The organism is Bradyrhizobium sp. (genome assembly GCF_049581145.1).
GTDB lineage: Bacteria > Pseudomonadota > Alphaproteobacteria > Rhizobiales > Xanthobacteraceae > Bradyrhizobium.
On the sequence record NZ_JBAURI010000352.1, the window covers coordinates 1 to 25,008 of the forward strand.

Annotated in this window: 27 protein-coding genes and 1 pseudogene; 13 read left to right on the top strand and 15 right to left on the bottom strand. The window is 63.7% G+C overall.

Translation table 11 applies throughout. The features are described from left to right. Nucleotides 1–463, top strand: a 463-nt coding sequence (locus tag WCB02_RS11445; RefSeq protein WP_423958271.1) for an amidohydrolase family protein, incomplete at its 5' end; no start/stop codon positions are given. A 39-nt stretch (nucleotides 464–502) separates the two neighbouring features. Here the strand turns inward: WCB02_RS11445 and WCB02_RS11450 are convergent. The 5 genes from WCB02_RS11450 to WCB02_RS11470 all read right to left on the bottom strand — a co-directional run bounded on the left by WCB02_RS11450 (nucleotide 503) and on the right by WCB02_RS11470 (nucleotide 4,602). Beyond that, nucleotides 503–1,267 carry an ABC transporter permease gene (locus tag WCB02_RS11450; protein ID WP_423958273.1) on the bottom strand — a complete coding sequence of 255 codons (765 nt, stop codon included), beginning with the start codon at nucleotides 1,265–1,267 and terminating at the stop codon, nucleotides 503–505. Further along, complete coding sequence (locus WCB02_RS11455; RefSeq protein ID WP_423958274.1) at nucleotides 1,264–2,049, bottom strand: ABC transporter permease; 786 nt, start codon at nucleotides 2,047–2,049, stop codon at nucleotides 1,264–1,266. The genes WCB02_RS11450 and WCB02_RS11455 overlap by 4 nt, the downstream gene beginning before the upstream one ends. Then, on the bottom strand, nucleotides 2,033–2,809 hold the full coding sequence (locus WCB02_RS11460; RefSeq protein ID WP_423958304.1) for an ABC transporter ATP-binding protein: 777 nt from the start codon (nucleotides 2,807–2,809) through the stop codon (nucleotides 2,033–2,035). Before WCB02_RS11460 ends, WCB02_RS11455 begins: the two co-directional genes overlap by 17 nt. A 74-nt stretch (nucleotides 2,810–2,883) precedes the next feature. After that, complete coding sequence (locus tag WCB02_RS11465; RefSeq protein WP_423958276.1) at nucleotides 2,884–3,852, bottom strand: D-2-hydroxyacid dehydrogenase; 969 nt, start codon at nucleotides 3,850–3,852, stop codon at nucleotides 2,884–2,886. Nucleotides 3,853–4,338: 486 nt separating this feature from the next. Then, nucleotides 4,339–4,602, bottom strand: coding sequence for a hypothetical protein (locus WCB02_RS11470; protein ID WP_423958278.1), 264 nt, complete (start codon nucleotides 4,600–4,602; stop codon nucleotides 4,339–4,341). Between WCB02_RS11470 and WCB02_RS11475 the strand changes: the two genes are divergently transcribed. Both WCB02_RS11475 and WCB02_RS11480 read left to right on the top strand, forming a co-directional pair. Beyond that, nucleotides 4,601–5,536, top strand: coding sequence for an ABC transporter substrate-binding protein (locus WCB02_RS11475; protein ID WP_423958279.1), 936 nt, complete (start codon nucleotides 4,601–4,603; stop codon nucleotides 5,534–5,536). The genes WCB02_RS11470 and WCB02_RS11475 overlap by 2 nt on opposite strands. A gap of 12 nt (nucleotides 5,537–5,548) precedes the next feature. Then, on the top strand, nucleotides 5,549–5,947 hold the full coding sequence (locus WCB02_RS11480; protein WP_423958281.1) for a hypothetical protein: 399 nt from the start codon (nucleotides 5,549–5,551) through the stop codon (nucleotides 5,945–5,947). 14 nt (nucleotides 5,948–5,961) lie between these two features. Here WCB02_RS11480 and WCB02_RS11485 read toward each other — a convergent pair whose 3' ends face one another. Continuing rightward, complete coding sequence (locus WCB02_RS11485; RefSeq protein ID WP_423958282.1) at nucleotides 5,962–7,653, bottom strand: methyl-accepting chemotaxis protein; 1,692 nt, start codon at nucleotides 7,651–7,653, stop codon at nucleotides 5,962–5,964. A 188-nt stretch (nucleotides 7,654–7,841) separates the two neighbouring features. Here WCB02_RS11485 and WCB02_RS11490 point away from each other — a divergent pair, with 188 nt between their 5' ends. After that, the gene (locus WCB02_RS11490; protein WP_423958283.1) at nucleotides 7,842–8,318 is read left to right on the top strand and encodes a GNAT family N-acetyltransferase; all 477 of its coding nucleotides are present in this window, start codon (nucleotides 7,842–7,844) and stop codon (nucleotides 8,316–8,318) included. Nucleotides 8,319–8,366: 48 nt separating this feature from the next. On the opposite strand, the gene WCB02_RS11495 is transcribed toward WCB02_RS11490, so the two are convergent. The 3 genes from WCB02_RS11495 to WCB02_RS11505 all read right to left on the bottom strand — a co-directional run bounded on the left by WCB02_RS11495 (nucleotide 8,367) and on the right by WCB02_RS11505 (nucleotide 10,798). Beyond that, nucleotides 8,367–9,539: a sensor histidine kinase gene (locus tag WCB02_RS11495; RefSeq protein WP_423958284.1), complete on the bottom strand. Its 1,173-nt coding sequence runs from the start codon at nucleotides 9,537–9,539 to the stop codon at nucleotides 8,367–8,369. A 399-nt stretch (nucleotides 9,540–9,938) separates the two neighbouring features. Next, on the bottom strand, nucleotides 9,939–10,127 hold the full coding sequence (locus WCB02_RS11500; RefSeq protein WP_423958305.1) for an SEC-C metal-binding domain-containing protein: 189 nt from the start codon (nucleotides 10,125–10,127) through the stop codon (nucleotides 9,939–9,941). 386 nt (nucleotides 10,128–10,513) lie between these two features. After that, nucleotides 10,514–10,798 carry a hypothetical protein gene (locus WCB02_RS11505; protein WP_423958285.1) on the bottom strand — a complete coding sequence of 95 codons (285 nt, stop codon included), beginning with the start codon at nucleotides 10,796–10,798 and terminating at the stop codon, nucleotides 10,514–10,516. A gap of 52 nt (nucleotides 10,799–10,850) precedes the next feature. Between WCB02_RS11505 and WCB02_RS11510 the strand changes: the two genes are divergently transcribed. Then, nucleotides 10,851–12,107 carry an aminopeptidase gene (locus WCB02_RS11510; RefSeq protein ID WP_423958286.1) on the top strand — a complete coding sequence of 419 codons (1,257 nt, stop codon included), beginning with the start codon at nucleotides 10,851–10,853 and terminating at the stop codon, nucleotides 12,105–12,107. Between the two features lie 23 nt (nucleotides 12,108–12,130). Here WCB02_RS11510 and WCB02_RS11515 read toward each other — a convergent pair whose 3' ends face one another. The 3 genes from WCB02_RS11515 to WCB02_RS11525 all read right to left on the bottom strand — a co-directional run bounded on the left by WCB02_RS11515 (nucleotide 12,131) and on the right by WCB02_RS11525 (nucleotide 14,593). After that, the gene (locus WCB02_RS11515; protein ID WP_423958288.1) at nucleotides 12,131–12,940 is read right to left on the bottom strand and encodes a hypothetical protein; all 810 of its coding nucleotides are present in this window, start codon (nucleotides 12,938–12,940) and stop codon (nucleotides 12,131–12,133) included. Nucleotides 12,941–13,068: 128 nt separating this feature from the next. Next, on the bottom strand, nucleotides 13,069–13,494 hold the full coding sequence (locus WCB02_RS11520) for a DUF4399 domain-containing protein (RefSeq protein ID WP_423958289.1): 426 nt from the start codon (nucleotides 13,492–13,494) through the stop codon (nucleotides 13,069–13,071). Nucleotides 13,495–13,696: 202 nt separating this feature from the next. Then, a complete protein-coding gene (locus WCB02_RS11525; RefSeq protein WP_423958290.1) occupies nucleotides 13,697–14,593 on the bottom strand; it encodes a LysR family transcriptional regulator in 897 nt (298 codons plus the stop codon). A 181-nt stretch (nucleotides 14,594–14,774) separates the two neighbouring features. Here WCB02_RS11525 and WCB02_RS11530 point away from each other — a divergent pair, with 181 nt between their 5' ends. The 7 genes from WCB02_RS11530 (at nucleotide 14,775) to WCB02_RS11560 (ending at nucleotide 21,640) form a co-directional block, all read left to right on the top strand. Next, on the top strand, nucleotides 14,775–16,007 hold the full coding sequence (locus WCB02_RS11530) for an amino acid ABC transporter substrate-binding protein (RefSeq protein WP_423958292.1): 1,233 nt from the start codon (nucleotides 14,775–14,777) through the stop codon (nucleotides 16,005–16,007). 154 nt (nucleotides 16,008–16,161) lie between these two features. Beyond that, nucleotides 16,162–17,028, top strand: coding sequence for a branched-chain amino acid ABC transporter permease (locus WCB02_RS11535; RefSeq protein WP_423958294.1), 867 nt, complete (start codon nucleotides 16,162–16,164; stop codon nucleotides 17,026–17,028). Further along, complete coding sequence (locus WCB02_RS11540) at nucleotides 17,025–17,960, top strand: branched-chain amino acid ABC transporter permease (RefSeq protein WP_423958295.1); 936 nt, start codon at nucleotides 17,025–17,027, stop codon at nucleotides 17,958–17,960. The genes WCB02_RS11535 and WCB02_RS11540 overlap by 4 nt, the downstream gene beginning before the upstream one ends. Nucleotides 17,961–17,976: 16 nt before the next feature. Continuing rightward, nucleotides 17,977–18,726, top strand: coding sequence for an ABC transporter ATP-binding protein (locus WCB02_RS11545; protein WP_423958306.1), 750 nt, complete (start codon nucleotides 17,977–17,979; stop codon nucleotides 18,724–18,726). After that, nucleotides 18,719–19,450 carry an ABC transporter ATP-binding protein gene (locus WCB02_RS11550; protein ID WP_423958296.1) on the top strand — a complete coding sequence of 244 codons (732 nt, stop codon included), beginning with the start codon at nucleotides 18,719–18,721 and terminating at the stop codon, nucleotides 19,448–19,450. Before WCB02_RS11545 ends, WCB02_RS11550 begins: the two co-directional genes overlap by 8 nt. A gap of 45 nt (nucleotides 19,451–19,495) precedes the next feature. Then, nucleotides 19,496–20,248 carry a 2-amino-5-chloromuconate deaminase CnbZ gene (gene cnbZ / locus WCB02_RS11555; RefSeq protein WP_423958298.1) on the top strand — a complete coding sequence of 251 codons (753 nt, stop codon included), beginning with the start codon at nucleotides 19,496–19,498 and terminating at the stop codon, nucleotides 20,246–20,248. A 30-nt stretch (nucleotides 20,249–20,278) separates the two neighbouring features. Further along, entirely contained in the window at nucleotides 20,279–21,640 is a 1,362-nt protein-coding gene (locus WCB02_RS11560) for a class-II fumarase/aspartase family protein (protein WP_423958300.1), read from the top strand. Between the two features lie 34 nt (nucleotides 21,641–21,674). Here the strand turns inward: WCB02_RS11560 and WCB02_RS11565 are convergent, their stop codons facing one another. Together WCB02_RS11565 and WCB02_RS11570 are read right to left on the bottom strand one after the other, a co-directional pair. Further along, nucleotides 21,675–22,727 (bottom strand): amidohydrolase family protein, encoded by a 1,053-nt coding sequence (locus WCB02_RS11565; RefSeq protein WP_423958301.1) that lies wholly within the window; start codon nucleotides 22,725–22,727, stop codon nucleotides 21,675–21,677. 140 nt (nucleotides 22,728–22,867) lie between these two features. Beyond that, entirely contained in the window at nucleotides 22,868–23,713 is an 846-nt protein-coding gene (locus tag WCB02_RS11570; protein WP_423958302.1) for an MBL fold metallo-hydrolase, read from the bottom strand. A 96-nt stretch (nucleotides 23,714–23,809) separates the two neighbouring features. Here WCB02_RS11570 and WCB02_RS11575 point away from each other — a divergent pair, with 96 nt between their 5' ends. Continuing rightward, nucleotides 23,810–24,760 (top strand): alpha/beta fold hydrolase, encoded by a 951-nt coding sequence (locus tag WCB02_RS11575; RefSeq protein ID WP_423958303.1) that lies wholly within the window; start codon nucleotides 23,810–23,812, stop codon nucleotides 24,758–24,760. Nucleotides 24,761–24,826: 66 nt separating this feature from the next. On the opposite strand, the pseudogene WCB02_RS11580 reads toward WCB02_RS11575, so the two are convergent. Beyond that, nucleotides 24,827–25,008 (bottom strand): annotated as a pseudogene (locus tag WCB02_RS11580) (permease); the annotation flags it as partial.

The window sequence follows — 25,008 nt, forward strand, 5'->3', positions numbered from 1 at the left end:
CTACCCCGACGCCTATCTCGGCGAACTGGTCGAATTGTTACGACGCGCCTGCATCAGCGTCGTCAGCGATCCCCATACCGGTCCCCTGCACGCGCGGGTGAAGGAGCTGCTGGCGTCGGACGTCAATGTCTGCCTCGGGCAGGACGATATCTCGGATGCCTACTATCCGCTCGGCAGGAACAACATGCCGGAGGTCGCGTTCCTGGCCTCGCATCTGCTCTGGATGATGGGCGAGCAGGAGATCGAAACGCTGTATGAAATGATCACCACGCGCGCGGCGCGGGCCATGAACCTGCCGCGCTACGGGCTTGCAGCCGGCTGCGCGGCAAATCTCGTCGTGCTCGACCATCCCAGCGTCGCCGAGGCGGTTCGCTTTCACGACGAGCCTGCGGTCGTCATCAGCCACGGGCGCCCTGTCGATCTCGCGCATATGCGCCGGCTGGCGAAATTGGATCGCGGCTGACCTTCGATCGGAAGCTCCGGGATTTTGCCGAGCGTCGATCTACGGACTTCGCGTCTTCCAGGCCAGCAGCCTGTTGCTGACGAGAGTGAGGACCGTGGCGCCGAGATAGCCGATGATGCCGAGCAGGAGCACGCCGGCATAGAGGTCGGGCGAGCGGAACGCGCGCGCCGAGATCAAGGTCCAGCTGCCGAGCCCATCGACGCCGACCAGCATCTCGCACACCACGGTCAGGATCAGCGCGATGGTGAGGCTGAGGCGCAAGCCCGACAGGATATCCGGGAGCGCGCTCGGCAACGCGATCTTCAGGATGACTAATAGCCTGGAGAGATGCAGCACCCGCGCCACCTCGTAAAGCCGCGGTTCGACCGCCTCGAAGCCGTGAACCGTGCCAAGCAGCATCGGCCACAGCGCCCCGAAGGCGATCACGGTCAGCACCATCGCATTCGACAGCCCCAAAAGAACGATGAAGACAGGGATGGTCGCGGATGCCGGCAGGGGCCGCAGGAACTCCAGCGTCGGTCCCAGCAATCGCCGCAGCCAGGGCGAACTCCCGATCACCGAGCCGAGGAGAACGCCGAGCAGTGATGCCAGCGCCCAGCCGATCAGCACGCGCCAGACCGTCGCATAGATCCGCGGCGCCAGATCGCCGGACGCGGCCGCGCGCGTGAACGCCTTCCAGGTTCGATCCGGCGCCGGGAAGAAGGCCTGCGGCAACAACTTCAGGTCGGCGACCATCTGCCAGAGCAGCACCAGCACGACGCCGACCGCGATGCTGGCGACCGCCCATGCGATGCGCGCCTTCATCGTGGGAGTCCCGCGCTGCCGGTGCGACCAAACAAGCGCGCCTGCAAAAATACCAGCAGGCTGTTGATGGCGACGCCGACCACGCCGATCCAGACCAATAGCGCCAGCATCGCGCCCGGCTGCAGCGACTGCTGCGCCAGCATGATGGCGTGACCGAGTCCGATCGGATTGGCGGCAATCTCGACCGTCACGGACACGATCAGCGCGACGCCGGCCGCGAGCCGGATGCCGATGAAGATCCGCGGCAGCGCTGCCGGCAGCATGATCTTGAACGTTGTCGCGATCACGCCCAGCCGCAGCACCCGCGCGACCTCGATCAGGCGCGGCTCGATCTCCGCAATCGCCGACCGTGTGGTGATCAGCACCGGCCAGGTGGCGGCAAAACTCACCACCGCCATCTCCATCGTATAGCCGAAGCCGGCCACGATCATTGCGATTGGAATCAATGCGACCGACGGAATCGGCCTGATCAATTCGATCGGAAAGCGGAACAGCCTGTCCAGCCGCCGGAAGGATCCAAACAGGGTGCCGAGCGCGAGACCGGCCAATCCGCCGCAGGCAAGGCCGCCGAATGTCGTGATCAGCGTATCGCGGGTCGTCGCCAGCAACGTGCCGTCGCTCAACGCATCGATGAAGGAAACCAGAATCAGGCTGGGTGGCGCCAGCGTGTCGCTCTTCAGATGCCCGAGGCGGAACGCTGCCTCACATAGAATAACGACCGCCAACGGAATGAGCAGGCCGCTCGCATGGGCCGCGACCGGCCGGTTAGGGGGCACGCTCATGCTCGGCCCTCTTGATGAAATCGAACAGCTCCCTGCGCAATTTCAGAAATTCCGGCTGTTCGCGAGTCCCGAGCTGATCTCTCGGCTTCGGCAGGTTGACGGTGAAGCTGGCTCCGATCCGTCCGGGATTGGCGTTCAGGCCGACGACGCGGTCGCCGAGATAGATCGCTTCCTCGAGGTCGTGGGTCACGAAGAACACCGCGGCCCCCGAGGCTCTCACGATCGACAGCAGTTCATCCTGCAGCGATTGCCGCGTCATCGCATCGAGCGCACCGAACGGCTCGTCCATCAACAGCACGCTCGGCTTCTGGGCGAGACAGCGTGCGATCTGCAGACGTTGCTGCATGCCGCCCGACATTTCGGCCGGATATTTGTCGGCGTGAGCCTTCAGGCCCACCTTGAGCAGCAGCTCCGCGATGAGTGGCTTGCGGTCGCGGGCAGGGATGTGGCGCGCTTCCAGCGCCAGCGAGATGTTTTGTGCGGCGGTCCGCCAAGGCAACAGCGCCTTTCCGTAGTCCTGGAACACGACGGCGATGTCGCGGCTCGATCCGAGCAGCGGCGCGCCGCGGAACAGGATGGTACCGCGACTGGGCCTGATGAGACCGGCCAGAAGGCGGAGCGCGGTGGTCTTGCCGGAGCCGGATGGCCCGACGATGCAGACGAATTCTCCGCCGGCGATTTGCAGGGTGAGATCGTCGATGATCCTGCGTCCGTCGAAGGTGACATCGACATGGTCGAACGCGATCGCGCCATCGTTCACTTGGGCGTTGCGATGTTCGTTGGCCGGCTTATCAGTTCGAACGAGGCACGACGGCGCGTCGGCACAGGTCGTGTTCACGTCCCGCCCCGCACGATGTTGATCATGCGGTCAGGCTTGCCATCGAGGTAGTGGCGCAGATTGGTCTCGATGATCGGCAGCGCCTGAAGATCATAGTCGTCGGTCAGGCCGCCCATGTGACAGGTGATGATGACGTTTTCCATCGACCAGAACCGGTGATCCCCGGGCAGCGGCTCGGTGGCGAAGACGTCGAGGGCCGCGCCGCTCACCGGGCCGTCGTCGAGCGCGTTGATCAGCGCGGCTTCGTCGACCACGCCGCCCCGCGCCAGATTGACCAGACAGCTTCCCTGCTTCATGCCCATCAGCACCTCCCGGTTGACGATATGATGGGTCGCCTTTGAATAAGGTGTTAAGAGCACGAGAAAATCGAGCTGGGCGATGATCTCGCCGAGTTCGCTCATGGCGTGCATGCGATCGAAGCCCGTGACCTCGCGCGGCGAGGAGCTGAAGCCGACGACCGTCATGCCGAGCGCCTTGCATCTCGGCGCCAGCGCTTCGGCGATCACCCCGATGCCGAGGATGCCGACGGTCTTGCCGTGGATGATGCCGGGCAGCCAGCGTTGCCAGGCGTGCTTGTCCTGATTGCGGATCGAGCGCGGGATATTTCGGGACAGCGCCAGCATGGAGGCAATTGCCGCTTCCGACATTTGCGGTCCATGGGCGCCGCGCATGTTGGTCACCTGCACGTGCGCGGGCAGGCTCGGCCGGTCGATGATGTTGTCCATGCCGGTCCCGGTGCCCTGAACCCAGCGCAAATTCGGCATGTGCCCCAGCACATGGTCCGCACGCGTCGACAGATAGGGGCCGTGTGTCATCAGGATTTCCGCGTCCGCCAGGTGCCGGTCGACATCGGCGACGTTGTCGACCAGAGCAAAATTCACGGTGGGGAACGCGCGGGCCAGTTTGGAATGGAATTTGTTGCGGAGGTTTTCCGGCATATTGAGCAGCAGCAGCGCCTTGGTCATGAACGGTGGTCCCTCGGGCGCGGGTTGCCCATTTTTCCCGCCATTTGTTCAATCCATCCGCGGGTGCGGTCGGGTCCCGGGGCCATCGCCGGCGGGCGGCTGGGTTCCGCGCATTCTTCAGGACGAGATCCCGGCCGCGCGCAAAACGCACTGCTGTCGTGAGCGGGCTCTGACGGTTCGGTTCTGACGGCGCGGCGGGCGGCTTCGGCATGTGGGGCCGTCATGCCGCACCCTCAAAAGCCGGTCAATAAAATTGATGTTCGAAGATGAAAATCGATTTCCATTTGACGGCTCAACGGCTGCAACGTAGCTGAAAAGGCCATCGGTCGACGCGGGACCAGCGGATGCGGACGAGAGCGCGAAGCTTTGTGCAGGATGTTCGATGCGTTTGGCGAGTTCTGTCGCTGGTGAGAACTCCCGTTACGGAGTTGTTAAGGATCGGACATCGATCTCGCCACGCGCATGACGTATATGAGCTGAACGGCATCATCCTGCAAACGGAACTGTCGAGATGATGATCACCTCGATCCTCGCCCGGATAGTCTGCATCTCATTCGCGCGGCCGGAAGCCGAATGACGATCATCTCGATCGACGATCTGCACGCGGATGGCGGCCGGCTGACGCCGTCGGTCCTCAAGGTGATGACCGACGACGGAGTGATGAAGCGACGTTAATGAAGCTGCCGTGAGCGATTGCCCGCGCAAACCACTATACAACTGGAACGTTTCGACTAAAACGGTCGCGGACATGAGAACCATCACGAACACATTCGTTGCAATTGGTCTGTTGTTGCTCGCGCCGGTTGTGCGAGCGGCGCCGCCCGAAACGCCGAAGCTATCGCTCGCCTATATTCCGATCAGCAACTTCCTGACCGCCTATGTCGCCAAGGATCGGGGCTTCTTCGCCGCGCATGGGCTGGACGTGACACTGGTCCCCATCAATCAGGGCAACACCGGCATCGCCGGGATCGTCTCCAAATCCGTCGAGCTGTCGACGCCGAACCCGACGACATTCCTGCAGGCCGTGGACAATGGCGTCGACCTCGTCATTGTGGCCGCGACGCATACCTATCCCACGCCGAACAAGGTCGGGCTATTGGTTTCGGACGCGAGCGGAGTGACCACGGCCAAGGATCTCGTCGGGAAAAAGGTGGGAATCAACGGCATCGGCGGCATGCAGTACGTTCTTCTGCAGCAATGGCTGAGCAAACAGCGCGTCAATCCCAAGTCGATTACCTTTGTCGAGATCAGCTTTCCGCAGATGGCGGACGCGCTGCAGGCCAGGCAGATCGATGCCGCGACGGTCTCCGAACCGTTCTACCAGCGCATCATCTCGGCTGGGATCGGACGTGTACTCATCGATCTGCAGGCCGACATTCCGGCCGGCACGCTCGGCACCATGTATGTCTCGACCGGCAACTGGGCGAAAAAGAATCCCGGCACCATCGCCGCATTTCGCGCCAGCCTGGAGGATGCCACGCGGTTCATCAAGACGGACCCGGAGGCCGCAAAAAAAAGCCTGATCACCTACGCGAAAATGCCGGAACAACTGCTGCAACTGATCAATGTCCCGAATGTCACGGTGGCGGCGACGCCCGCCCAGATGAAGTTCTGGATCGACCTGATGGATGAGCAGCAGCTGACGACCGGACCGATCGACGCCAACAGCATCCTTGCGCCCTGAGGTGAGATCGCAATGCCCCATGTGGTGGTCGAATATTCCGAGAACCTCGCACGGAGCGTTGACATATCCGAACTGATCAAGCTGGTGCACGAGACGCTGGTTGCGACCAACGCGTTTCCGCTGGAGGCGATCCGGACCCGCGGCGCCGCGCGGCGCGATGTCCGTATCGCCGACGGCGATCCTCGCAATGCGTTCGTCGCGATCGTCGGCCGGATTGCGCCGGGGCGTTCGCAACAGCTCCGGCATGATCTGGGCAAGACGCTGTTCGAGGCCGTGCGCCGGCATCTCATCGATGCCTGCGCGGCGATCCCGCTCAGCATCACCGTGGAGCTGCAGGAGATCGACCAGACGTCCAACTTCCGGCACAGTTCGATCGGAGCCGAGCCTTCGACCGCGCCGGGGCAGGCGTAGAGGGGCCGCTCGCCTCAAGCGGCGCGGACGCCGGCCAGGAATGTGGTGACCTCGCCGGACAGCCGTTCCGCCTGTTTCGACATGCTGGAGGCGGCGCTCAGCACGAGGCCGGCGGCGCCACCGGTTTCCGCGGCGGCGGCGCTGACGCCGCCGATATTGGTCGTCACCTCCTGGGTCGCCTGCGCGGTCTGGGTCACGTTGCGTGCGATCTCCGCGGTCGCCGATCTTTGCTGCTCGACCGATGAGGCGATCGTCGCTGCGATCCCGCTGACTTCCTCGATCGTAGAGGTGATGCCCTGAATCGCCTCGACGGCTTCCTTGGTCGCGCCCTGGATCTGGGCGATCCTGATGCCGATCTCCTTGGTCGCCCCCGCCGTCTGCCCGGCGAGGCTCTTGACCTCGGATGCCACGACCGCGAAGCCGCGCCCGGCATCGCCGGCGCGCGCGGCCTCGATGGTGGCGTTGAGCGCCAGCAGATTGGTCTGTCCCGCGATATTTGAAATCAGTTCGGCCACATGTTCGATCTGCTGCGCGCCATCGGCCAATGCGCGCACGATGGTATCGGTGCGCCGCGCGCTGTCGACGGCGCGATCAGTGATCCTGGCGGACTGCTCGACCCGGCGGCTGATCTCGCCGATCGACGACGCCAGTTGCTCCGCGGCGGAAGCGACGGTCTGCACCCGCGTACTGGCTTCCGACGCGGCCGAATTCACGACTGTGGCGCGTTGCTCGGTCCGCTCCGCCGTCCCGGTCATGGACTTCGCGGTGGCTTCCAGTTCGACTGATCCCGATGCCATCAGCTCGACCAGTTGGCCGACGGAGGCGTCGAAGCGATCGGCCAGCGCAATCAGCGATTGCCGCCGCTCGGCTTCGCTGCGCTGCTTTGTCTCGGCCTGGTCGGCTTCCAGCATCCGCGCATTGAGAGCGGTCTGGCGCAGCATTTCCAGGGTTTCCGCCATCCGGCCGACTTCGTCGCCGCGTCCGGTTTCGCTGACCGCCTCATTCAGAGATCCGGTGGCGATGCGCTGCATCCGGCTCTGCAGCCGCCGCAGCGCGCCGAGCACATCGCGGGCGATCAGCCAGGACAACAGGCCCATCAACGCCACGATGACCGCGCCGATGGCGCCTGTCCGCAGCAGCAGCGCACGGAAATCATTGTCGAGATCATCGACGTACAGGCCGACCGCGATGGCAACATTCCACGGCTCGAACATGCGGGTAAAAACCAGCTTGGGCTGCGGCTCGGTTTGACCGGGACGTGGAAAGTAGTAGGCGATGGTGCCGCCTTGGGGACTGCGCCGGGCGGTATCCACCACCGACGGCACGATCAGCATGCCGCTTGCGTCCTTGACGTAGTTGTTCTTGCCTTCGAGTTCCGGTTTGGCAGCATTCAATATCGTCACGGCGTCGGTTCGATAGGCGGACACATAGCCTTGTCCGTCGTCGAACGTCGTGCGTCGGGCCTGCTTGCGGAATTCGGCTTCCGCGTCGGCAAGCGTCATCTTGCCTGCGGCCACGTCGTCCTGCAGCGATTGCGCCAAGCCGATGGTCATGTTCACGGCGGTCCGCAACTGCGCCACGCGATCGTCGAGCATCCGCTTCTGGCTGAGCGAGGTCGACCAGGCGATGATCGCGCAGATCGCAACGGTCGATAGCACGACCATGCTGACCAGTTTGGTGCGGATCGTAAACCTACTCAGAATCATTGCGGGCCTGCCTGGAATACTGGAGGCCAACGGGCTATCACGAACTCCTTACCAACCGTAAAACTACGGGGATCAAGTGCGGGCGTTCTTGCAGAGGCCGGTTGCGTGCGAGCAAGCCGTCACATCGGAAAAGTTGTTGGATGCATCTCTTGCACTGAATGATACGTGTCGGACTGGGAGCTATCGTGATGATGATCGTGAAGCCGGACGTCGCCGAACCCAGCATTCGACCTGCCATTGCTGCTGATGTCGCCGCCGTCACTCGAATCGTCGCAGACGCCTATCGGCATTACATTCCGCGCATGAGGCAGACGCCATCGCCGATGCTCGACGACTACGCGGAGCGAATTGCCGCAGGCGTGGTATGGGTGATTGAAGCGCGCGATGCCGTCCGGGGTATTGTCGTGCTTGTCCCCAAACCGGACCATCTGCTGCTCGAGAACATCGCGGTCGATCCGATCTGCCGCGGAACGGGTTTCGGCCGGCTTCTGCTCGTATTCGCCGAGGCCGAAGCGATACGGCGGCGCTGTCCGGAGATAAGGCTCTATACGCACGCGACAATGACGGAGAACCAGCGCCTCTATGCCAGGATCGGATACCAGGAAACCGGCCGTCGCAGCGAGGCCGGCTACGACCGCGTGTTCATGTCGAAGTGCTTGACCTGACGAAGAGCCGAAAGGACGTCGCAGCGGGCGCCCAGCCTGCCCGGACCCTCAAGGCCTGAGCGCGCTCAACGGCAGCTCAATCTGGACCGACAGGCCTTGCGGCCGCCAGTCGGGCGTAATCTTGCCGCCGATTCGTTCGACCGTCGTCGCCACCAGCCTCGATCCGAAGCCGAGCGTGGCCGGCGGAACGGTCAAGGGGCCGCCGGATTCCAGCCAGCTCAAATGCACGTTGGTGTCGTCGGCGAGCCACCGCACCGCGACCGAACCTGAATCCTTGCTCAGCGCCCCGTATTTTGCGGCGTTGGTCGCCAATTCGTGGAACACCAGCGCCAGATTGTTCGTCGCCTGCTCGCCCAGCGAAAGGCCGGGGCCGTCGATCGAAAACTTGGCATGGTTGTGCGGGCGCAGCACCCGCTCGATCAGTTCGTGGAGATTGACGCCTTCGTCCGAACCATCGCCAAACGAGCGGCGGACCAGCGCGTTCGCGGATGCCAGCGCATGCAGCCGGCCGGACAGGGTGCTGGCCAATTCATCTTTGGTGCCGGCGCTGCGCGAGCTCATGCGGATCATGCTGTCGGTGATGGCGAACATGTTCTTGACCCGATGGCTCATCTCTCTTGCCAGCGTCTCCTGCTGTTGCAGTGCCTGGGTCAGCCGTTCTTCGGTCTGGATCATCCGCAGCGCCATGCCCGCGAACGCGGCGAGCTCGGTCATGATGCGGGCGTGGCCAGCGTCGAAATGACCGGACTGGCTGGCAACGATCCACAGCGTGCCGACGGACTGCAATCCCTTGACCCGCAGCGGGACCAGCAGCACCTCGGGCACCGAAATAGCGGCGTCCCGAATCCAGTCGTAGGCGCGCTCGGGATGCGCCATCAGAACCGGGCTGTCACAATCGAGACAGACGCCGCAGGGGCTGTTGTTCCGCGGCGTCGTCGCGCCTTCGAAGCTCGCCAGCACGCCCGACAGCGCGAACCAGCGGAACTGTTCGGACTGAGGCTCCAGGATGCTGATGCCGGCCGACTCGGCGTCGCAGATGTCCATCGCCAGCTTCACGAGCCGCGGCAACACCTGGCTCGGATGATCCGACATCTGCTGCGCCAGATCCTGCAGCGCCAGTTTTTCGCGCAGGTAATCGGGATCCGACGTTGCACGCCGCTGCAGTTCGTCCGTGATGAAGACTTCCGCGATGGTTTCGGGAAGTGTCGTCCGCGGTCCCAAACCGGCACTCCATGCCCATTGCAAGCAACACACTGTGACACCGATCGGCGGTGACTTCCAGTGTTTCGTGCTTCGGCACCTGGGCATTAACTCGTTGGAACATCAGGCGTTGGCGGTTCCCGCGGGCTGGAACTGCGCGCCATGGTTGCTATGCAGGCCCGGTCGTTCCGCGACGCGCTGGAGGCGAGCCTGCAACGATGCCGTCAGAGGTATTTTCTTCAACAGCCGCTCATGCGTGATGCCCGTTGCAACGGAGATGACGTTTCAGTGGGCTGTTCAGCGGACACCGAGACGCTTCGTCGATGACGCAGCGAACTTCACCATGAGCCATCGTGCCATCCTGCTACAATTTGTTCCGGGACGCGATTGCTGACAGGTTGGCGAGATTGGCGTCAGGCTTCATGTCCTGAATTTCTTGCCGGTGCCGCAGGGACAGGGGTGGTTGCGCCCGACGTTGCGAAAGGGATCGCATTCGGGAAGCTCTGGCGTCGATCGGCCGCCATTGCGCGCCGCTTCGCCCCTCGATGATTCTGGCTGGAGGCCAGTCCCGTGCGATAGCTTCTCGATCGCATCGCTGAAACAGTCAATCGCGACGGACGGCGAGCGCGGACCAAGTGGATTACCGGCCGCTGTGGATGATCAGGCCCAAGGTCACCAGCAAAGCCGTGCAAAATAGCGGCGAATAAGGCGTGCCGGGATTTGCAGGCCAATCGCGGATGCGTTCGAGGCATCGGCGGCTTCGCTGCCATGTGTTGGCGAATCTGGTCTGAACGGTCCGTGTTCTCATCGTCGTGCTCGGTCAGTGTTGACGATCGCAATGTGAACGCGAACGCGTACAAATTCCATGAGGGACGAACGCGCCCGGCATAAAGGCGGCATAAATGGCGGCGCTGAGGCCCGCATGCGCCGCCGCCGCGACGGGCTGTGCCGGTGACGTGATGCGGAGCGCAGATATCAGCTACGTCGTGTCGCAATTATGAGGAGGGTCGAGCCGAATCAAGCTTGAGCAGTTCGTCGAATTCGTCGGAACCGTACCGAGCGCCGTCGGGCGTGGTGATGAAGACCTGCCAGCCGTCCTTCACGAGGGATCGCGCCTTGGCAATGGCGACGACGACGCCCAGCCGGACCGTGGTCGTCGCCTCTTCACCTCTTGATGCATTCACGAAGAAGGTCACAACCGCACCGGTTTCCGCAAAGTCCCGCTGCCGCCTTCCAGCAAGTTTCATTCCAGTGATTCCTGCCAGCAATTCTTGATCCATTGGCCGCCAAACCCATTATATTGGGGATATCTTCAACCACAGGCCGGGCCTCATGACCGTACACGAACGCAGCCTTTCCGCATCGATTGATCCCGTCAAACTCGACCGCCTCGCCGAGGTGGCTGTGAGGGTTGGTCTGGGACTGCGGGAAGGCCAGGATCTGCTTTTGACTGCGCCATCGGTCGCGCTGCCTTTGGTGCGCAAGGTCGCCGAACATGCCTATAAGGCCGGTGCCGGTCTGGTCACGCCGATTTTATCCGACGAAGCCATGACGCTGGCGCGCTATCGGTTTGGCCATGAGGCGAGTTTCGACCGTGCCGCCAACTGGCTCTATGAAGGAATGGCAAAGGCGTTTTCAGACAACACCGCGCGGCTCGCCATTGTCGGCGACAATCCGATGCTGCTGTCGGGCGAGGATCCGGCCAAGGTCGCACGCGCCAACAAGGCCAATTCAAAGGCCTACCAGCCGGCGCTGGAAAAGATCGTCAATTTCGACACCAACTGGAACATCATCGCGTTTCCCAGCGCTTCCTGGGCCAGGCAGATGTTTCCTGATGATGCCGAGGACGTCGCGGTGGCAAAATTGGCGAACGCGATCTTTGCGGCCTCGCGCGTCGACAATGACGATCCGATGTCCGCCTGGAACAGGCACAACGCGGTCTTGCGCGAACGGACCAATTGGCTGAACGGGCAGCGCTTCAGCGCGCTGCATTATTCCGCGCCCGGCACCGATCTGACGATCGGGCTCGCCGACGGTCATGAATGGGAAGGCGGCGCCTCCACCGCCAAGAACGGCATCACCTGCAACGCCAACATCCCGACCGAGGAAGTCTTCACCACGCCACATTGCCGGCGCGTCTTTGGTCATGTCGTCAGCTCCAAGCCGCTGTCGTATCAGGGCACGCTGATCGACAACATCGCGGTGCGCTTCGAAGAGGGACGCATCGTCGAGGCTACGGCCTCGCGCGGCGAAGAGGTTCTGAACAAGGTGCTCGAGACCGACGAGGGCGCGCGCCGGCTCGGTGAGGTGGCGCTGGTGCCGCATTCCTCGCCGATCTCCAAGAGCGGCTTGTTGTTCTACAACACGTTGTTCGACGAGAATGCCGCTTCCCACATCGCGCTCGGCCAGTGCTATTCGAAATGCTTCGTCGACGGCACCAGGCTCTCGACAGCGCAGATCATCGCGCAAGGCGGCAATCAGAGTCTTATTCATATCGACTGGATGATCGGCTCGGACAAGACCGACATCGATGGCATCCGCGCCGACGGCAACCGCGTGCCGGTGTTCCGCAAGGGCGAGTGGGCGTGAAAGCGGAGACGCTTTGCGGACCGCTATCTGCTGACCGGTTGCGGCCCTGGTGCGCCGGGTCCGGGATGTCGTCCAGCGCGCTGCGGCAGCACCAGCACGCAGACGATGATGAAGGCCGCAATCACGGCCGACGCCAGCGGCCGGCTCAGTGCCAGCCCGCCATCGCTGACCGGCTTGTCGAGAAAGTCGCCGACGGTCGCGCCCAGCGGCCGGGTCAGGATGAAGGCAGTCCAGAACAGCAGCACGCGCGAGATGCCGGTCAAGTAATAGAGTGCGACGAGCACGATCAAGGCCGCGCCGAAAACCAGCGCGCCGTCCGCGTAGCCCAGGCCGCCGGTGTCGGCGGTCCAGTCGCCGAGCGCGGTGCCGAGCGTCTGCGAGAAGGTGATCGCGGCCCAATAGAACGCTTCGACCTTCGGCGTGCTGACGGTGTTGACGGCGATGGTACCTTCCGACCACAGCCACAAGCCGAGCGTTGCCGCGAGGCAAAGCGCGAGTAAGGTTGCGCCGCCGGTATAGCCGATGCCGAGCGAGCGGTCGGCGAAATCCGCCATGGTGGTGCCGAAGGTGGTGGATGCGACGATCGTCGCCCAATAGAGCGCCGGATAGAATTTACGCGCGGTGATCTGCAGCGCCACCAGCACGATCAGCGCGGCGACGAACAGCGCGCTGCCGGCGAGATAGCCCCAGTCCAAGGTCATGGTGACGGTGTCGCCGCCTGTCTCTCCGAGCGTGGTGGCCGCGATCTTGATGATCCAGAAGACCAGCGTGACTTCCGGAACCTTGCTCAGCGCTTCGCGCTGCAACGCTTCGCGCTGCTTGGCTTCGTTCACGATTTGAAGACCTCACCGCTCGCCGAAGGGCCGGCTTTTTTTGAACGTCAGGCGAGGCAAAAGGTTCAATCGATGGCAGGCGCGCCGGCCGCTGCAAGCCGCGATCCGGCGCGCCGTTCGAACGGCAACTATTTGACGGTGACCGTGATGCGGTCCGACATCACCGGGGGGTTGTGCGGGATGTGGCTCCAGTCGCCGAGCACGAGCTGCAGCGTATGGCTGCCCTTCGTGAGACTGACCGACGTCTCGGTCTGGCCCTTACCGAAATGGAGATGGTGTTCGTCCATCGGGATCGCCTCATTGAGGGCGTCGCTTTCGAGCGGCGGTGCGTCGATCAGCAGATGGTGGTGGCCGGTATTTGGAGCTTCGGTGCCGGCGGGAGCAATCCCCATGCCGGTCAGGCCGAATTGGATGGTAACGGGGGAAGTAACGGTATCGCCGTCCTTGATATTGATGAAATAGACTTTGGCGCCCGGCGGCGAGGGTGTTTCGCCGGCGCCAGCCCAGGTGGCCGTCGAGAGCAGCATCGCGACAGCTAAAACGATTTTGCGCATCAGGGATTTCCTTATGTGAACCGACCGGTTCGTGACGAGATCGTGAAGAACAGATGACCGCACCCGTCCCCTCGGCCAATTTGCCGCGATGCAGCGATCAAAATGTGACCATCACGTGGTCTTTATCTGCGGGCCGCCTTTGTGTCCCGATCGTGAATTGACCTCGGCAATGTCGATCGCCGGCGATGATTTTCGCGGGCGCTCACTCCGTCTTCATGCGCCCGACCAGGAGATCGGCGACGAGGCGGCCGGACGGCGACATGTTGCGCGCCGCCAATTGCACCAGCGTGACCTGTGTCGCCTCGAGGCGCTTGTCGCGCAAGGGAACGGCGACCAGCGTGCCGGCATCGAGCGAGGGCGTTGCGGTGTCGCGGGGCAGGAAGGTGGCGAGGTCCGCCCGCGCGGCCAGTGTCTGAGCGAAGGCCAGTGAATTGGTCTCGTTGCAGATCTCGAGTCGTATCCTGGCCTGCGCGCAGGCGCGGTCGACCTCCTGGCGAATGCCGAAGGAGGGATCGGGCACCACCACGCGCAAACCCGCGAGATCCTTGACCGTGCAGGACTCCCGCCCCGCCAGCGGATGACGCGGCGACACGATCAGGCACAGCGACTGCCGCATCCGCGCCAGCTCGATCAGGTCGCGCCGCGGCGCGCGACCGAACACCAGGCCAAGATCGACATCGTTGCGACCGACCAGCTCGGCGACATCGCGCGAGCCCATCACCGTGATCGAGACGGAGATGCCGGGATAGTCGCCCGCCAGGGAGATGACGAAGTTCGACAGGAAATTCGCCAGCATGCCTTCCACGGTCGCGATCTTGACCTGGCCGCGGCGCAGCGCGTCGAATTCCTGCACCTTGGCGCGGATGCTGTCGAGCTGGTTGCGGTTCTCGACGGCATAGCGATAGAGCAGGTGGCCGGCGCCGGTCAAAGCCATGCCGCGAGCGCCGCGCTCGAACAGCTTGACCGACAACTCGTCCTCGATCGCCTGGACCTGCCGGCTGATCGCGCTCGGCGCGATCCGCAAGGCCGCGGCGGCCTTCTTGATCGAGCCGGATTCGGTCACAGCCCGGAAGTATCTGACGGCAGTCGACTCGATCATGGTTTCAGGAGGTTGCGGGTTTGCCCAAGATCGCGGCAGGGAATGTCTAGTGGTCGAATTATTAGATCCCAAGCCTCTAATTTCAATGCTTTTATTCGAATGCCGGGTTTGTCATGATTTCGTCGCTACGGCGTTCGCTGGTCGTCTTGGGGCCGTTTCGTAGGATGTTGGAGAGTTTTCGATGATCAGGTCGATGATCGCCCGCCGGGTCGCCGGCTGCGCCCGCCTTGCCATCCCGCTGTGGGTTGCGGCTGTGGGCCTGGCCGCGCAGGTCTCGGTCGCGTCCGCCGAGGACGTCATCCGCTTCGGTGCGCCGCTGCCGATCACCGGACCGCTGGCGCCGGAAGCCATCAAGCAGCAGCAGGGTTACGATCTGTGGGCCGAACAGGCCAACAAGTCGGGCGGCATTTCGGTCGGCAACAAGAAATACAAGGTCGAGATCGTCTATGTCGACTACCAGTCGAATACGCCGCGCGCGGTGCAGGCCACCGAGCAGATGATCACCCAGGACAACATCAACTTCCTGTTCGGCGCGTTTGGCTCGGGTGCGGCGAAAGCGGCGAGCACGATTTCCGAAAAATACAAGGTGCCGACGATCGCCGCGGCGGCCTCGTCCACGCAGGTCTACGACCAGGGCTACAAATACCTGTTCGGCACGTTCACGCCGAACGAAACCCTGACCACGCCGCTGACCGGGATCATCAAGGCCAAGGTCCCGAGCGTGAAAAAGATCGCAATCCTGGCGCGCAACGATCTGTTTCCGCTGGCGATTGCGCAGGAGATGGAGAAATCGGCCAAGACCAACGGTATCGAGGTGGTCTATTTCGAGAAATATGCCATCGGCACGCTCGATCATTCCGCCGCGCTGTCGGAGATCAAGGCGCTCGCGCCGCAGTGGATCTTCATCACCGGCTACATCAACGACCTCTTGTTGGTGCGAAAGCAGATGGTTGATCAGGAGATCAAGGAGGACGTGCTGACCATGATCGCTGGCCCCGCCTATCAGGACTTCATCGAGGGGGCCGGCCAGAGCGCGGAGAACATCACCAGCGCCTCGTGGTGGCATCCGGCCGAGCAATATGACGGAAAGGATATTTTTGGCACGACCGCGAACTTCGTCAAGCTGTTCAAGGCAAAGTACAACAGCGAGCCGGATTACGGCCAGGCCTCGGCCGCGCTGTGCGGTGCGCTGTTCCAGATGGCGATCGAAAAAGCCGGCACGCTCGACCGTGACAAGGTGCGCGATGAATTGGCCAAGCTCGATGTCGTGACGTTCTTCGGGCCGGTCAAGTTCGGTCCCAACGGCCAGATCAACTCGCTCGATCCGCCGGTCTTCCAGATCCAGGATGCCAAGCCAGTCGTATTGTTCCCGCAGGCGATCAAGCAGGGCGAACTGAAGGTCGGCGTCAACTGATGATCCCCTGGACCAATCTCTTGGGCTAATCTCTTGGGCTAATCTCTTGGGGACACCGTCATTGCGAGCTAAGCGAAGCAATCCATCCAACCGCAAAAAGAAAGAATGGATTGCTTTTTCGCCTGCGCGCTTCGCAATGACGGGTTGACGCGACATGCACGCGGCTCAGATCCTGGTCAATGCGATCGTCCTGGGATGCCTTTATGCCTGCATCGCGATCGGCTTCTCGCTGGTCTGGGGCGTGCTCAACGTCATCAACCTGATCCATGGCTCCTTCATCGTGCTGGGCGCCTATCTGGCGTTCGCGCTTTATAATTTGCTGCACATCTCACCCTGGTATGCGGTCGTCGTCGCCGCGCCGCTGTTCTTCGCACTCGGCTATCTGTTGCAGCGTCTTGTCCTGAATCGCGTCATCACCGCGCCGGTGCTGGTGACGCTGACGCTGACCTTCGGGCTCGACCTGATCCTGAACAACGCGATGATCTATTTCTTCACGGCGGACTACCGAAAGCTGATTCTCAAGCCAGCACTGGGGTCGGTCTCGGTCCTCGGCGTGGTCGTGCCGGTCGACCGGCTGATTGCGAGCGCGGCGGCGCTGGCGCTGACCGGGCTGCTTTATCTCGTGCTGCGCCGCTCGCGCACCGGGCGCGCCATCGTTGCGGTGCGGCTCGACCGCGATGCCGCAATCCTGATGGGCGTCGACGTCAAGCAGATCTACGCTATCGCCTTCGGGCTCGGCGCGGCGCTCGCTGGCTGCGCCGGCGTGGTGATGGCGCTGATCTTCCCGATCTCGCCTTTGACCTCCTCGGGATATCTCGGCAAGGCGTTTGTGGTCTGCGTGCTCGGCGGCCTCGGCAGCGTTTCCGGCGCGCTCGCAGGCGGGCTGTTGCTGGCGCTGGTGGAGAGCATCGGCTCGAGCTTGTTCGGGCCATCGTACGCGACGACCTTGTCCTTCGTCCTCCTGATTATCTTTCTGGTGCTGCGCCCTCAAGGGCTGCTCGGCCGGAAGGGCTTTGAATGAAGCGGGCCGATGTCGCGCTCATGGTGCTGATCGCCTGCGTGGCGGCGCTGCCGCTGTTCGGTGGCGCCTATGCGCTGCGGCTCGGGACCATTGCCTGCCTCTACGCGATCCTGGCATTGTCCTGGAGCGTGGTCGGCGGCTTCGCCGGCTACCCGTCGTTTGCGACAGCGGCGTTTTTCGGCTTCGGCGCCTATGCCGCCGGCGTGCTCCTGGGCACGGGCCTGCCCCTCTCGCTTGCCGTCCTGATTGCCGCAGTCGTAGCTGCGCTGGGCGCGACCGTGCTCGGCGCGGTCCTGCTGCGGCTGCGTGGCCACTATTTCGCGATCGCCAGCCTGTCGCTGGTCGAGGTTTTGCGCGAACTCGTCAACAATGCCACCGACTTGACCGGCGGCGGGATGGGACTGAACGTCCCGCTCGCGGCCGGTTCGAACATCCTGGCGGACGCGACCTTCTTCTTCTATGCGATGTGGGGGCTGTTGCTTGCGACCGCGCTGATGGTGGTCATCGTGGCCGGCTCGAAGCTTGGCTTCGGGCTCGCCTGCATCCGCCAGAACGAGACGGCCTCAAGCATGGTCGGTCTCAACACCACGCTCTACAAGGCCACAGCCTTTGGACTGTCGGCCTGCTTCGTTGCGGCGGCCGGCGGCATCTATGCCGCCTGGGTGCACTATATCGACCCGTCCGACGTGTTCGACATCCTCTACTCGGTCAAGCCGATCGTGATGGCATTGCTCGGCGGCCTCGCCTCGCCGGTCGGCGTCGTCTGCGGCGCGTTCCTCTATCTCGGTCTGGAAGAAGTGGTCTGGCGCAATTACGTCCAGATTCATTCCGGCGTGCTCGGCCTGCTCATCGTCGTGCTGCTGCTGTTCCTGCCGCATGGCCTGATCTCGCTCCGTGCAAGCCTGTTCCGGCGGAAGGCAAGACATGTCTGAGATCACGGCAGAAAGCATGTCAGAAATCCTGCGCCTCGATCGCGTCTCCCGGCATTTCTCCGGCCTGCAGGCGCTGCGTGACGTTACGTTTGGGGTCAACAGGGGCGAGGTGCTCGGCCTGATCGGGCCGAACGGTGCCGGCAAAACCACGCTCGTCAACACCGTCTGCGCGGTGACGCCGGCGAGCGCCGGCAGCATCACCTTCGATGGCGCCGACATCACCCGTATCAAGACCTACCAGGCAGCGCGGCGCGGGCTGTCTCGCACCTTCCAGATCGTGCAGCCGTTTGCGGAGTTTTCCGCGCTCGACAACGTTGCTGCGGCAGCGCTGTTTTCGCAGGCCGGGGAGAGCCTGAAATCCGCCCGCGAGGCAGCGATGGCGCATCTCGCCTTTGTCGGGCTGGCGGCGCAGGCCGCGCAACCCGCCGCGACCCTGACGCTGGCGATGCGCAAGCGACTCGAGCTTGCCAAGGCGCTGGCCATGAAGCCAAAGCTGTTGTTTCTCGACGAGGTCAATGCGGGCCTGAACAGCGCCGAGGTCGAGCGCGCCACCGGCCTCATCCATCAGCTCGCGGCCTCCGGCATCACCATCGTGATGATCGAGCATCTGATGAAAGTCGTGCTCAATGTCTGCACTCGCATCGTCGTGCTGCACAACGGCGCGCTGATCGCGGACGGACCGCCGCGCGACGTCATCAACAATGCCGCGGTGGTCGAAGCCTATCTCGGTCAGCAATACGCACAACGGAGCGCTGCGCGTGGCTAGTCCGCTGATCCTTGAGCTCAACGGATTATGCGCCGGCTATGGCGAGATCCAGGTGCTGTGGGGCATCGATCTTGCCGCGCGCCGCGGCGAGATCACCGCGCTGATCGGTTCCAACGGCGCCGGCAAGACCACGCTGATGCGGGCGCTGTCGGGCCTGATCCCGACAACCGGCGGTCATTATTTCTCTGAAGGACGCGATCTCACCGGCGATGCTGCCGCCGAAATCCTCGGCCATGGCATCGTGCATGTGCCCGAAGGCCGGCGCCTGTTCGGCGCCATGGGCGTCGAGGACAATCTCCTGATGGGCGCCTACTTGCGCAAAGTCGGCAGGGCCGAGCTCAAGCGCGATCTCGAATCCGTCTACGCGACCTTTCCCAAGCTGCGCGAACGGCGCCACCAGGCGGCCGGCACCTTGTCCGGTGGCGAACAGCAGATGTGCGCGATCGGGCGCGGGCTGATGAGCGTACCGCGGCTCATCATGATCGACGAATTGTCGCTGGGTCTGTCGCCGCTCTTGGTCGAGCAACTGGTCGCGGCGCTGAAGGCGCTCAATGCCGCGGGCATGTCGATCCTGCTGGTCGAGCAGGACGTCACGATCGCGCTCGATCTTTGCCACCAGGCGTTCGTGATGGACATGGGCCGCATCGTGCGCGCCGGCTCGGGTCGGGAGCTACTGGCCGACCCGATCGTCCGCGACGCCTATCTCGGCGTGCTGCAAGAGTGAGCCTTGTGTGATTTTTCGTCAATCGAGCCAATTCGGAGAGGCAGGATGATCGCGACCGTCGAAGCGCCCAACAGCGGCTATCGTTTCATGCCCGGCGTGAGCCAGTATTCGTGCGGCATCGCCGCACTTCCAGGCTTCACCATCGAGCGCGTGCGGTTCGCCGATCCGGTGCCGCTGAAGGCCGGGTTCGAGCGAATTGCCGAAATTCTCAAGCGGGCGGGCCGGCCGCTCGCGGCCTTTGGCGCCTGCGAATTGCGCTCGCCCGCGCCGTTCACCGAGGACGGTTTCAAGGCCTTCAACGAGAGCTATATCCAGACCCTGATCGGCTGGGGCGTGATGAAGGACGGCGTCAACCCGGTGGCGCGCAGCAATGTCTGTCCAAAGCTCGACCCGCCCGGCGAGCCGAGCTTTCACGCGTTTTGTTATGCGGTGCCGGCTTCACGCGCGCCGTTGTCCTTCGTCATCGCCGGCAGCGGCGAGTCGGTCGAAGGCAAGGCCAATTACCGCGATCACATCGTACGGGCCGGCGATACCAGCCCGGCAGGAATGCTGGAAAAGGCGAAATGGGTGCTCGACGAGATGGAGCGCCGCATGAGCGCGTTTGGCGGTGCCTGGCGCCAGACCACCGCCGTGCAGCTCTACACGGTGCAGGACATCTGCTCGATTCTTGAGGGCGAACTCGGGCGGCGCGGCGTGCTCAGGAATGGGCTGACCTGGCATTTCAATCGCCCACCGGTTGAGGGGCTCGACTACGAAATGGACTGCCGCTGCGTATACAGCGAGCGGGTGATGGTTTAGGTTTTGAAAAAAATCGCTGCAGGAAACGTCATGCCAGCTTTTGCGACCTCGACCACGGTGCTGGACTCGATCCTGTTCCGCGATGCCTTCGGCACTGCCGAGATGCGCGAGGCGTTTTCGGACCGCAGCCTCATCTCGCGCTATGCCGAGGTCGAGATTGCGCTGGCGCGAGCGGAAGGGCGCTGCGGCGTGATCCCCCAGCAGGCCGCCGATCAGATCGCGGCACGTACCGACGTCGCCGCGCTCGATTTCGACCTGCTGCGCCGGGAGACTGAAATCGTCGGCTATCCGATCCTGCCGCTGGTGCATCAGATCGCCAGACAATGCGGCGATGCCGGCCGTTATCTGCATTGGGGCGCGACCACGCAGGACATCATGGACACCGCGGTCGTGTTGCAGATGCGCAAGGGGTTCGAGATCGTCGAGAGGGACATCGGCGTGTTGCGCGGCATCCTTGCCGACCTCTCGATTCGCCACCGCGACACGCCGATGGCCGGGCGTACCCATCTGCAGCAGGCGCTGCCGGTCACCTTCGGCTCCAAGACTGCGATCTGGCTTGCGATGTTCGATCGCCATGCCGAGCGGCTGGCGCAGTTGAAGCCGCGTGTGCTGGTTGGCCAGTTCGCCGGTGCGGCCGGCACGCTCGCCTCGCTCGGCGAGAAGGGCTTTGAGGTGCAGCAGGAGCTGTGCGAAGAACTCGGCCTCCGCGTCCCCGTCGCCACCTGGCATGTCGCGCGCGATGGGTTTGCGGAAGCCGTGAATTTTCTCGGCCTCGTCACCGGATCGCTCGGCAAGATCGCGCTCGACATCATGATGATGGCCTCGACCGAATTCGCCGAGGTCTACGAGCCCTTCGTCAAGGGGCGCGGCGCGTCCTCGACCATGCCGCAAAAGCGCAACCCGATCTCGTCCGAATTGATGCTGGCGGCCGCGAAAGCCGTGCGCCAGCACGCCGGCCTGATGCTGGATGCGATGGTGCAGGATTTCGAGCGGGCCACCGGGCCGTGGCATGCCGAATGGATCGCGATTCCTGAAAGCTTCGTGCTCACCGCGGGCGCCCTGCATCAGGCGAACTTCGCGCTCGGCGGACTGATCGTGGACGATATCAAGATGGCCGACAATCTCGACATCAGCCGCGGGCTGATCGTCGCCGAAGCCGTCATGATGGGGCTGGCGCCACAGATCGGGCGGCAGGAAGCCCATGACGTCGTCTACGACGCCTGCCGGCTTGCCAATGAAAAGCATGTGACGCTCGCCGACGCCCTGTCGGCGGACCCGCGCGTGACGAAACGGATCGACCGCGCCACCATCGTGCGGCTGACCTCGCCGAAAAACTATCTTGGCCTTGCGCCCGAGATGGTGGACCGGGTGCTGGCGGCCAGCAAACGCTGACGGCCGCGTACCGAGTGGTGTGCGAAGTCGAGGATCATGCGAGCGGCAGCCGGTAGAAATCCGCAGCCGACCGCGAAAACAGCGCGGTCTTCTCGGCCTCGCTGTATTGCGCGGCGATGCGCTTGAAGGCGTTGAAGATCACCAGATAGCTGCACTGGCCTTTATCGGGCGGGAAATTGCTTTCGAACATGCAGCGCTGCGGCCCGAACGCCTCGATGCAGGTCTCGATATAGGGCCGCCACGCCGCGGCGGCTTGCTCCGACGACGGTGGTTTCGGCCGCTCGTGAAAGTCGTGGCCGAGCAGCCGCATCGCAAGCCCCCCGAGCTTGACGACGACATTCGGGCATTTCGCGGCCTCGGTGATCGAGGCTTTCCAGATCCCGAAAATCTCCTCCCGCCGGTTGGCATAGCGGCCGAGGCCGACCGGTCCGCCGCAATGGTCGAGACAGATTCTGGTGTCGGGAAAGGTCCGAGCGAGATCGGTGAATTCGCCGAGTTGCGGATGAAACAGCCAGGCATCGAAGCTCAGCCCGAGCGGCGCGAGGCAGGCAAAGCCCTTGCGGAAGCTCGAATCGAGCAACAGGCCGCTCGGCCGTGTAGCGTACATGCCGGCGACGTCGGGGTCGGCATCCCATGCCGAGGAGTGGCGGATGCCGCGGAAGCGGCCGTTGCCGGCGGCGATCTCCGCTTCCAGCACTGCGCGTGCGGCTTCGCCGAGCCGGAGATCGACGTGACCGACGATGCCGGCGCAGATCAGGGCTTTGCCGTAGCCGCCGCTCGCGGCCATCGCCCCAACCCCATTGGCGAACTCGACCTCGCCGATCGGGCGAAACGTCTCCGGCCCCGATGCACGATACATCGAGCGGCAGTCGACATAGACGGTGGCGAGGATGTTGTGGCCGGAGGCGGCGTCTTCCGCCATCTCCTCGATCATGTAGCGCAGGCCGCCGCGGTCCCAGAGATGGTGATGCGGGTCGATGATAGGGCGGGCGGGGTCGATGATGTCTTCGCAGTGAAGCGCGAGCCAATCTTCGCGCGGGTCGGCATAGAGCCCGCTCGTCGAGGCGGGCGCGGTGCTGGCGGCCATGGCTGTGTGCTCCCTGTCTTTTCGACATGCTTCTTGGCTGGCAGCATCATCCTATCATGCGGACGACAGAGCATGCGAGCAATCGAATGCGCACCCGATATGTCTTCCCAAAGGGAGCCGGCGCCGTGCCGGACGGCCCGTCACACTCCTTCGAGAATGATGACCGTCGGCGTGCCGGGCAGCGTCTCACGCGAAATTTTCAGAGTTCGCTCGTTTCGCAGGTCGACTTCGAACTGCTTGCCGATCTTCTGCATGAACTCCTCGATCGGCGTGGCAAAGCGATGCATCGGCAGCACGACCGAAGCGCGCAGGCGGCGCGTGATCTCGGACACTCCGTCGAGCGACATGGTGTAGGTGCCGTCGATCGGCACCATCACGATGTCGAGCCGGCCAATCGCCGCAAAATGCGAATCGTCGAGCGCGACATGCAAATGGCCGAGATGGCCGATGCAGAGGCCGGCGACCTCGAAGATGAAGATCGAGTTGCCGTCCTTGATCATGTCGGAGCCCGAATTATCGCCGTAGAAGCGACGGATGTCGGTCGTGACGTTACGGATGAAAACGTCGCCGATCCGCTCTGCGATCTTGGCGGGCTGTCCGTTCTCGCCCCAGCCGTGCAGCACATGGGGAATGCGCGGATCCGGAGACAATGTATAGTGCGTCGAGTGGGCTCGGTTCATGGTGACGACATCGGGCAGGCGGCCGATCTGGTAGTCGCCCGAGTAGTCGGTCGCGATCCGCACCCCTTCCGGCGTGTCGATGAAATAGGTGGAGTGGCCGGCGTAGGTGATGGCGACTTCGTCGGTTGCCGTCGCTGCGCGGCGCAGGCTGATCGGCGTCGCGCGCGGGCCTGCGTTCGCCATCGCCAGGCACTCGCTGCGTGGCGTATCCGGACTGCTGCGTCGGCTTCCCTGGCCCTGCTGGGCGGCGGCCGGCGCAAGTAGCGATCCCAGCACGGCGACAAGTGCGGCAAGCGAGCGGATCATCGTCAGCTCCGTTCTCGATCGCGCGCGGATCATCCCATTGTGGCTGCCACGATCCTATGTAGAATTAGCACGGCGCAGCGCGCCAGGGAGTTCACAATGTCGAAGTCGAATGACCAGATCACGGGCATCGCGCGCGCGGCCTCGTCGACGCGGCTGGAGCCGCTGCGCCAGATCGAAGCCGGCGTGCTCGAGATTGCCTATTTCGAAGCCGGCCCCGTCGATGGCCCGACCGTCGTGCTGCTGCACGGCTTTCCCTATGACATCCATTCCTATGTCGACGTCGCGCCGCTGCTTGCGGCCCAAGGCTGCCGCGTCATCGTTCCCTATCTGCGCGGCTACGGTCCGACGCGGTTCCGCGACCCGGCGACGCCGCGCTCCGGCGAGCAGGCTGCGATCGGCGCCGACCTGATCGCGCTGATGGACGCGCTGGCCGTGAAACGCGCCGTGTTCGCCGGCTACGATTGGGGCGGCCGTGCCGCCTGTGTGGTCGCGGCGTTATGGCCGGAGCGCTGCATCGGACTGGTCTCTGTGAACGGCTATTTGATCCAGGATATCGCCAAGGCGCTGGTGCCGGCGCGGCCGGAGCGCGAGGTCGCGTATTGGTATCAATGGTACTTCCAGATCGAGCGCGGCCGCGCTGGGCTCGCCGCCCAACGCCGCGAGATCGCGAAGATCCTGTGGCGGGAATGGTCGCCGAACTGGCCGTTCGACGAGGCAAGTTTCGCGCGCAGCGCGATCGCGCACGACAACCCCGATTACGTCGATATCGTCATCCACAGCTATCGCCATCGCTATGGGCTCGCCGACGGCGATCCACGCTATGCCGGCATCCAGGCCCGGCTCGCCGCGCAGCCCATGATCACGGTGCCCGCGATCACGCTGGACGGCGACAGTGACGGCGTCTTCCCCGCGACCGACGGCGCCGCGCAGGCCGTGAAATTCAAGGGCCCGCGCAGCCATCGCATCATCCCGCGCGCCGGACACAACCTGCCGCAGGAGGAGCCTGAGGCTTTTGCGGCTGCGGTGATGGAACTCGTTCGGGGATAGCGCCACGCGCGCGCCCGCGCGGACCGGCCATCCGAGCACAGAGCCGACACGCCTGCCGGCCGCCCCTCATGCACGTCGCGGGCTCAGCTTCCAGGCGAGCGCGACGATGCAAGCGGTGATCAGGCCGCTGATCAGGCCGGCCACCGGCATCGTCAGCGCCAGCGCGGCGGTCGCAGCCCATCCGATCGAGGCAAAGGCTTCGGCGAAGGTCGCCAGCCGCGAGGAGGTCTGGCGACGCCGGAATTGGC

Coding starts and splice junctions, on each gene's coding strand:
- WCB02_RS11450 (WP_423958273.1), bottom strand. CDS start 1,267: ATGAAGGCGCGCATCGCATGGGCGGTCGCCAGCATCGCGGTCGGCGTC.
- WCB02_RS11455 (WP_423958274.1), bottom strand. CDS start 2,049: ATGAGCGTGCCCCCTAACCGGCCGGTCGCGGCCCATGCGAGCGGCCTG.
- WCB02_RS11465 (WP_423958276.1), bottom strand. CDS start 3,852: ATGACCAAGGCGCTGCTGCTGCTCAATATGCCGGAAAACCTCCGCAAC.
- WCB02_RS11475 (WP_423958279.1), top strand. CDS start 4,601: ATGAGAACCATCACGAACACATTCGTTGCAATTGGTCTGTTGTTGCTC.
- WCB02_RS11470 (WP_423958278.1), bottom strand. CDS start 4,602: ATGTCCGCGACCGTTTTAGTCGAAACGTTCCAGTTGTATAGTGGTTTG.
- WCB02_RS11480 (WP_423958281.1), top strand. CDS start 5,549: ATGCCCCATGTGGTGGTCGAATATTCCGAGAACCTCGCACGGAGCGTT.
- WCB02_RS11485 (WP_423958282.1), bottom strand. CDS start 7,653: ATGATTCTGAGTAGGTTTACGATCCGCACCAAACTGGTCAGCATGGTC.
- WCB02_RS11490 (WP_423958283.1), top strand. CDS start 7,842: ATGATGATCGTGAAGCCGGACGTCGCCGAACCCAGCATTCGACCTGCC.
- WCB02_RS11505 (WP_423958285.1), bottom strand. CDS start 10,798: ATGGATCAAGAATTGCTGGCAGGAATCACTGGAATGAAACTTGCTGGA.
- WCB02_RS11510 (WP_423958286.1), top strand. CDS start 10,851: ATGACCGTACACGAACGCAGCCTTTCCGCATCGATTGATCCCGTCAAA.
- WCB02_RS11520 (WP_423958289.1), bottom strand. CDS start 13,494: ATGCGCAAAATCGTTTTAGCTGTCGCGATGCTGCTCTCGACGGCCACC.
- WCB02_RS11525 (WP_423958290.1), bottom strand. CDS start 14,593: ATGATCGAGTCGACTGCCGTCAGATACTTCCGGGCTGTGACCGAATCC.
- WCB02_RS11530 (WP_423958292.1), top strand. CDS start 14,775: ATGATCAGGTCGATGATCGCCCGCCGGGTCGCCGGCTGCGCCCGCCTT.
- WCB02_RS11535 (WP_423958294.1), top strand. CDS start 16,162: ATGCACGCGGCTCAGATCCTGGTCAATGCGATCGTCCTGGGATGCCTT.
- WCB02_RS11540 (WP_423958295.1), top strand. CDS start 17,025: ATGAAGCGGGCCGATGTCGCGCTCATGGTGCTGATCGCCTGCGTGGCG.
- WCB02_RS11545 (WP_423958306.1), top strand. CDS start 17,977: ATGTCAGAAATCCTGCGCCTCGATCGCGTCTCCCGGCATTTCTCCGGC.
- cnbZ (WP_423958298.1), top strand. CDS start 19,496: ATGATCGCGACCGTCGAAGCGCCCAACAGCGGCTATCGTTTCATGCCC.
- WCB02_RS11560 (WP_423958300.1), top strand. CDS start 20,279: ATGCCAGCTTTTGCGACCTCGACCACGGTGCTGGACTCGATCCTGTTC.
- WCB02_RS11565 (WP_423958301.1), bottom strand. CDS start 22,727: ATGGCCGCCAGCACCGCGCCCGCCTCGACGAGCGGGCTCTATGCCGAC.
- WCB02_RS11570 (WP_423958302.1), bottom strand. CDS start 23,713: ATGATCCGCTCGCTTGCCGCACTTGTCGCCGTGCTGGGATCGCTACTT.
- WCB02_RS11575 (WP_423958303.1), top strand. CDS start 23,810: ATGTCGAAGTCGAATGACCAGATCACGGGCATCGCGCGCGCGGCCTCG.